Origin of the sequence: Stenotrophomonas pictorum JCM 9942 (assembly GCF_001310775.1) — a bacterium.
GTDB classification, from domain to species: domain Bacteria; phylum Pseudomonadota; class Gammaproteobacteria; order Xanthomonadales; family Xanthomonadaceae; genus Stenotrophomonas; species Stenotrophomonas pictorum.
The window spans coordinates 1-7269 of sequence record NZ_BAZI01000129.1 but is presented as its reverse complement, the minus strand read 5'-3'; the positions used below and the strand labels follow the sequence as shown (position 1 = coordinate 7269).

Here is a 7269-nt window from a genome sequence, read left to right as displayed (position 1 = left end):
CCGCAGCAGCGTCGGCGGTTGATGCGGTGAGGCGTATCGCAATTGCCGAGCGCGGCAACTGGCGCGCGCGCGCGGCCGAGGCCGGGTTCCGCTTCCACACCATCGACGGTGCCCCGTACTGGGACGAAAGCGCGTACTACGCCTTCACCCTGCGCCAGATCGAGCACGACATCGAGGATCCCAGCGCCGAACTGCATGCGATGGCACTGGATCTGGTGGGCGAGGTGGTGGCCAGCGAGGCGCTGATGGCGCAGCTGGCCATCCCGGAAGCTTTTCGCGACTGGATCGCCGAGAGCTGGCGCCGGCGTGATCCGCATCTGTACGGGCGGCTGGACTTCGCCTACGACGGCACCGGCCCGGCCAAGCTGTACGAGCTGAACTACGACACGCCCACCTCGCTGTACGAGGCGTCGTTCTTCCAGTGGCAATGGCTGGAGGACCAGCGCAACCGTGGCGCGCTGCCGCTGCAGGCCGACCAGTTCAATTCGATCCACGAAACGCTGGTGGAGCGCTTTGCCGAACTGGCGGCGCGGCTGCCGCCGCCGCTGTATTTCAGCGCGGTGGGCGAGTCGAGCGAGGACCAGGGCACGGTGGATTACCTGCGCGATTGCGCGGCGCAGGCCGGCCTGCACGGCGCGGCGATCGCGATCGAGGACATCGGCCTGTCGGCCGACGGCCGTTTCACCGATCTGGACGATCGGGTGATCGGCAGCCTGTTCAAGCTGTACCCGCTGGAAGACCTGATGCGCGAGGAGTTCGGCGCGGCGCTGCCCAAGTCCGGCGTACAGCTGCTGGAGCCGGCGTGGAAGGCGGTGCTGAGCAACAAGGGCATCCTGCCGCTGCTATGGCAGCGCCATCGGGGCCATCCGAACCTGCTGGAAGCGCATTTCGACGATGGCAGCGCGCTGCCGGCCGGCTGGGTGCGCAAGCCGCTGCATTCGCGCGAGGGCGCCAATGTCGCCATGCACATGAGCGATGGCCGCTGGCAGGAAAGCGAAGGGCCGTACACCGGGCCGAGCATCCGGCAGGCGTTCCATGCGCTGCCGGTGTTCGAGGGCAACTATCCGCTGGTCGGCAGCTGGGTGGTGGGCGATCAGGCCTGCGGCATCGGCATCCGCGAGGACGACAGCCGCATCACCCGCGACAGCGCCCGCTTCCTGCCGCACGCGATCATCGATGACGCGCCGCAGGGCAGCACCCGCATCTATCTGTAATCGATCGGCCGGGACGCTAGAACAGGACAAGGCCCCGCATCGCGGGGCCTTGCTTGTTTTACATCTTGTAGATCAGGTGCACGCTAAAGGTGCGGCCGGACTCACCCTCTGAGCGCCACCATTCCAGATCCTCGCCCACGGCCAGATTGCGCTTCTCGTTGAGCAGGTTGCGCGCGTCGAACTTCACCAGCCAATGCGTGCCGAAGTGGTGGCGCAGGCTGAAGTCCAGACTGTCGTAATCGTCCGTGCCGCGGTTGAGATAGGGCTCGTCGCCCAGTGTGGTCAGGCTGGCGCTCTGGTAGTTCCAGGCCAGGCGCACCTCGCCGCCTTGCGGCAACGCATAGAACACGGCGAGGTTGGCCAGCCATTCGCTCTGGTCCACCAGTTGGTCGAGCTGGTGACGCTGGCCCTTGGCGATGTAGTCCATCGATCCATCCGACCACATCAGATTGGTGGACATGCCCACCTTGTCACTCAGGAAACCGGGCAGGTGCGGGATGCGGTTGTTGATGTAGCCGAACTCCACGCCGCTGATGGTGGAGCCCTCGGCATTCATCGGCCGGGTGGACAGCCACGATAGGCCGTCGATCTGCACCTCGCTGGCCAGGCGGAAGATGTCGTCCTTGATTTGCTTGTGGAACAGGCCCAGCGTCATCGCTGAATCGTAGCCATCGATGAACCATTCCACCGCCACGTCAAAGTTGTCCGACACGCGTGGCCTCAGGTCCGGGTTGCCCTGGCTGATGGTCTGGTTTTCTTGGTTGATGGTGGAAGGTTCGGCGATCTGGTTCGGCATCGGCCGGCCCAGGGTACGGCTATAGGCCGCTTTCAGCCGCCAGCTGTCGTTGAAGCTGTGCAGCAGGTTGGCCGAGGGCAGCCAATGGTCGTACTTGCCCTTGCTGGGGACAAAGCGGGGGTCGAACACGCCATTGACGGTTTCCGGCGCGTGACCGGTGTAGTCCGCCTTGTCGTAGCGCAGGCCGGCCACCACCTTGGTGCTGTCGGTGGCATAGCCGAACATGCCGTAGCCCCAGCCGATGGTCTCGTCGTAGCGGAAGTCTTCCGTGCCGGAGGCTTTCAGTGACGAGGCCGCGTTGATGCCCAGCGTGGGCAGCACTTCATCGCGGAACTTGGCGTAGTCCACCACCATCGACGGCAGCGGGAAATAGCCCGGGGTGAAATGGTAGTCGCTGTAGCCGGCCAGGGTGAAGACCGGATTGATGACGTAGTTGGTCACCGTGACGTCGCGCTCCAGCGCATAGTCACGCAGGCCCGCACCGAACTTCCAGCCCCATCCCAGGCTGCCGTTGTCCATGTTGTGGCTGTAGTCCAGCTTGAACTCGGTGGCATCGGCTTCCGAGGCGGTCTGGGTGGTGGAGGCGCTGGCCAGCTTGTAGCCGCTGGCGTTGCCATAGCGCTCTGGTTCGCGCACGTCGAAGCCGTAGTGCTTGCCATCGAACCAGTAGTCAAGCAGGCCACCGGCATTGCTCAGGCGATAGCGCACCTGTGGAGCCGTATTGTCGTAGCCGGAGAACGAGTAGCCGGCACGCACATCCAGGCGGCTGAGTTCATCGAAGTCGAAACGTGAGTGGTAGATCGCACCGCGGCTGCGGCGGTCGATGGTGTCCATGTAGAACGCGGTATCGGCCCGTCCCACGCTCAAGGTGCCGGAGGCGTCGGTCTGGTTCTGCATGCCCGACAAGCTGTTGAGGCTGTATTCGTTGCGGTTCTCGGTGTAGTCCTGGCCGTAGCCGTACAGCAGCAGCGAGTGGTAGCTGCTGTCGTTGGGCTTCCACTCCAGGCGCGCGGAGATGCCCTTGCGGTCGGAGACGCGGTTGTTGAAGTCATAGCTGCGCGCGGTGTCGGGTACGGCGCGGTAGCCGTTCCAGCCCGGTGCCGATGGCGAGGCGATTTTCTTGCCGGACTGGTCGAAGAACATCAGGCCGTTGGCGTTGTACTTGGTCAGGTCGCGCTGCTGGGTGCCGGCGTTGGCGGCCAGGGTCAGGCCCCACTGCCCATCGGCACCGAATACCGTCGACCACAGCGCGCTCAGGCCTTTGCCAAGGTTGTTGCGGTGGTCGTCGTGCAGGTTGTTGGTGTTGGGCACCGTGTTGTAATCGGCCCAGTTCAGCTGCGCGTCCACGATCAAGGCATCCTTGCCGCCGTTCTGGAATGCGCTGCGCGGCACCAGGTTCACCACGCCACCGACCGAGCCCGATTCCAGGTCGGCGGTAAAGGTCTTGTAGATGTCGGTGCGGCGTGCCACCTGGCTGGGGATCATCCCCATGTCGACGCGGCGGGTGCCATCGCCCGAATCGCCCACCGAGATCATGGTGATGCCGTCGATCATGGTGTGGTTGAGATCCGGGGTGATGCCGCGAATGGTGATGAATTGGCCTTCGTCGTCACGGTACAGCGTGCCGACCCCGGGCACGCGGCGCAGCGCCTCGGTGATGTTCTGATCGGGCAGATCGCCGGTATCGTCCTGCACCAGGCTGTCGACGATGCCGTCGGTGTTGCGGCGGATCTCGATCTGTTCCTGGCCTTGCTGGATGGAGCCGGCCACCACCTGCACGGCATCGAGCTGGGTGGCGTCGGGGGCGGTCTGTGGTACGGCGGCGAAGGCCGGGGTTGACAGGACAAGCGCCAGCGAGATGCTGGCGGGCAGCAGCGCGGTACGCAGCAGGCGCGGAGATACGGTCATGGGCGTGGCTTTCCAATCGGGGAGAAAACGGCGAGGGTGCACGGCGCGCGCCGGCAATTCGGTCAGATGCGTTCGGGCTGCGGCCGGTCGGGGCTGAGCTGGAAGCGGGCGACGGTGGACAGCTGTCCGCCCGGGCGTTCGACGCGGTCCACTACCTTCAGCTCGGTGCTCCAGCGGTCGGCGCGGATATCGAAGATCTGGTAACCGCGCTGCGCGTTGTTGAAGCTGATGTGCGGGTTTTGTGCCAGGTAGTGTTCCTGGCCTTTGCGCAGTAGGCCGCCATCGCCGTTGGAGCTGATCGAGGTGCAGACGAACTCGCTGGCAACCGCGGCGCTGGCCAGGTCCTGCGGATTGGAGGGCAGGTGGCCGACGTAGTGCTGGTGCACATCGCCGGTGGCGATCACCACATTGCGCAAGCCGCGCTGCTGGATGGCCTGGATCAGGCGCGCGCGCGAACGCGGGTAGCCGTCCCAGCCATCATCGCTGAGTGCGGGCTCGGTGGCATCCGGGCGACGGCGGTCCAGCGGCATGCACACCACCTGCTGGGCGATCAGGTTCCAGCGTGCGTCGTTGTCCAGACCCTGCTGCAGCCACTGCTGCTGTGCATTGCCGAGCATGCTGTCCTCACCATCCACATCGGTGCGGCAATGCGGCTCCTCGGGCTTGCCACAGAACTGGTCGCTGCGATGGCTGCGCGTATCCAGCACATGCATGCGCAGCAATTGTCCGTAGTCGAGCCGACGGTGCATGCTCAGGCCATGCGGGCGCGCCAGCTGTGCGCGGCGTACCGGCATGTTCTCGTACCAGGCCTGCAGTGCCGCAGCGCGGCGCAGCAGGAAAGCTTCGGGCGGCGTACCGTCCTGATCGAACTCGCCGGCCCAGTTGTTGTCCACCTCGTGGTCGTCGAACGAGGGGATGAAAGCGACCGCCGCGTGTGCGGCCTGCAGATCGGTGTCGCTCTTGTACTGGGCGTAGCGGCGACGGTAGTCGGCCAGATCGTAGATTTCCTCCCCCAGGTGCTCGCGCACCATGATCTTGCGACCGTCCAGGGTCACGCCTTTGCCGGCTTTTCCTTCATAGATGTAGTCGCCGTAGTGGAACAGTGCGTCCAGCTCGCCATCATTGGCCAAGTGCTGATAGGCGGAGAAGTAGCCGGCTTCGTAATGCTGGCAACCGGCCACGGCGATGCGCAGTGCATCCGGCGTGCTGCCAGCGGCTGGTGCGGTGCGGACACGACCGATGCTGCTGCTGGCATCGTCCAGGTGGAAGCGGTACCAGTACGGTCGTTGTGCGGCCAGCCCCGCCACTTCGACATGCACGCTGTGGCCCAGCTCGGGGCGTGCGATATGCGCACCGCGCTGCACGACACGCGAGAAATGCTCATCCTCTGCAATTTCCCACTGCACCTGCATCGGGGTCATCGGCATGCCACCGTGTTGCTGCAGGGGCTCCGGCGCCAGGCGGGTCCAGATGACAAAGCCATCGGGCAATGGATCACCGGCGGCAACGCCCAAGGTGAAAGGGTTCGCGTTGAGTCTGGGAGCTGCAAGCAGGCTGCGCGGCGCCATGCCGGCCAGCAGGGCAAGACCACCTGCGCCGAGCAGTAGCTGGCGGCGGGTGACGAGACGAGCGTTCATCGAGCAGAGAATTTCCGTACAGCGGTAGGCGGGGCGGATTCTCTTGTCCGAGCATTACATGGTGGTTACCACGGTGTGTCGGTGATCATGTGGGTATGCATGCGGTGATGCAGGGCGTCTTGCGCTGCAACGACATCGCAGCGGAAACATGCAAAATCCTGCGATAGAAGATGCGTGCGCAATGGAGTGCGATGGCCGCTTTGGCGCAGGCCATGCTCCGCTCAGGCAATGCCTGGCTTGGCCCGGCACTACAGCTTTCGCTGTCTACATCGCTGCTTACAGCAGGCCGTCGCGCTTCACGGCCAGGTAGCGTTCCACCAGCGCCGCCGGCAACTCCTCGGCGGTGACATCCAGCACCATCACCCGGTGGCTGCGCAGCGCTTCGTGCGCCTCGCTGCGTTCTTGCAGATAGCGGGCGATCGCGCCGGCCTGCACCGCGTCGGCCAGGGTGTCGACTTCGCGGGTCAGTGCCTCATCCAGCGCCCGTTCGCGCAGGCTGGCCACGCACACCAGGTGACGCTTCTGCAGCAGCCGCACCGCGGCCAGCAGATCCTCGATGTCCTCGTCGCGCACATTGGTGACCAGCATCACCAAGGCACGGCGCGACTGGCGCAGCGACAGCTCGGTGGCGGCGGCCAGATAGTCGGTGGCCACCGGCTGCGGCTGCAGGTCGTAGCTGGCGCGCAGCAGCGCATCGATCCCACCCATGCCACGTTGCGGTGCCACCCAGCGGGTCTGCCCGCCGCTGGCGAACAGGCCCACGCCATCGCCCTGGCGCAGCGCCAGATACGACACCACCAGCGCGGCATTGAGCACATGATCGAAGTGCGACAGGCCACCGTCGTCGGCCATCATGCGGCGGCCGGTATCGATCAGCATCAGCAGCTGCTGGTTCTTCTCGTCCTGGTACTCGCGCGAGATCAGCTTGCGTGCGCGTGCGGTGGCCTTCCAGTCGATCTGGCGCAGGCTGTCGCCGACCCGGTATTCGCGCATCTGGTGGAAATCGGTGCCTTCGCCACGGCGGCGCTTGAGGTGGGCGCCGACCAGGCGCGAGGCCATTTCCGCGCTGAGCAGCGCAAAGCGGGTGAGCGGGGCGAAGTTGGGATACACGCGCACGGTCTGCGGCGTGCCGGCCAGGCGTAGCTGGCGCCACAACCGCAAGGGCGAATGCAGCCGCAGGTGCACGCCATCGAACACGAAGGTGCCGCGGCTGGCCGGGGTGAAGCGGTAGCTGAAACGGGTTTCACTGGCGCGCGCCAGCGTCAGCCGGCGTGGCAGGCCCTGGCTGTTCCAGCCATCGGGCAGCAGGTCGAACACGTCCACGCACTGGCGGCCGAAGGCATCCAGCTGCAGCCAGGTTTCGCGTTCCACGCCCAGCGCCAGTGAATCGGACAGCTCGCGTCGCACCTGCGGGGTGGGCCGGCGCCACAGCAGCAGTCCATCCAGCAGCGCAAGCAGGGCGATCACGCCCGCCACCGCCTGCCACAGTGGCAACGGCAGGTAATGCAGCGCCGCCGGCACGCCCAGCAGTCCCCACAGCACCAGCAGCGCGAGCAGCAGCGGGGCGGGCCTCACTTGCGCGGTGCCTCCACCTTGGCCAGCAGCGCGGTGAGCACATCGTCGGTGGACTGGCCTTCGATCTGCAGTTCCGGTGCCAGGGTGATGCGATGGCGCAGCACCGGCCGGGCGATCTCGCGCACGTCATCCGGGGTGA

General features: G+C 65.7%; 4 protein-coding genes and 1 pseudogene. 1 reads left to right on the top strand and 4 read right to left on the bottom strand.

Translation table 11 applies throughout. The features are described from left to right. Window positions 1-26: 26 nt before the first annotated feature. A complete protein-coding gene (locus JCM9942_RS08400) occupies window positions 27-1214 on the top strand; it encodes a glutathionylspermidine synthase family protein (protein ID WP_054658997.1) in 1188 nt (395 codons plus the stop codon). A 58-nt stretch (window positions 1215-1272) separates the two neighbouring features. Here JCM9942_RS08400 and JCM9942_RS08395 read toward each other — a convergent pair whose 3' ends face one another. The 4 genes and pseudogenes from JCM9942_RS08395 to JCM9942_RS18970 form a co-directional block, all read right to left on the bottom strand. Then, a complete protein-coding gene (locus tag JCM9942_RS08395; RefSeq protein WP_054658996.1) occupies window positions 1273-3918 on the bottom strand; it encodes a TonB-dependent receptor in 2646 nt (881 codons plus the stop codon). A 62-nt stretch (window positions 3919-3980) separates the two neighbouring features. Beyond that, window positions 3981-5555, bottom strand: a complete 1575-nt coding sequence (locus tag JCM9942_RS08390; RefSeq protein WP_054658995.1) for an alkaline phosphatase D family protein — start codon at window positions 5553-5555, stop codon at window positions 3981-3983. 276 nt (window positions 5556-5831) lie between these two features. Further along, window positions 5832-7130, bottom strand: a complete 1299-nt coding sequence (locus JCM9942_RS08385) for a DUF58 domain-containing protein (RefSeq protein WP_054658994.1) — start codon at window positions 7128-7130, stop codon at window positions 5832-5834. Further along, a pseudogene (locus tag JCM9942_RS18970) lies at window positions 7127-7269 on the bottom strand (AAA family ATPase); the annotation flags it as partial. The pseudogene JCM9942_RS18970 and the gene JCM9942_RS08385, both read right to left, overlap by 4 nt.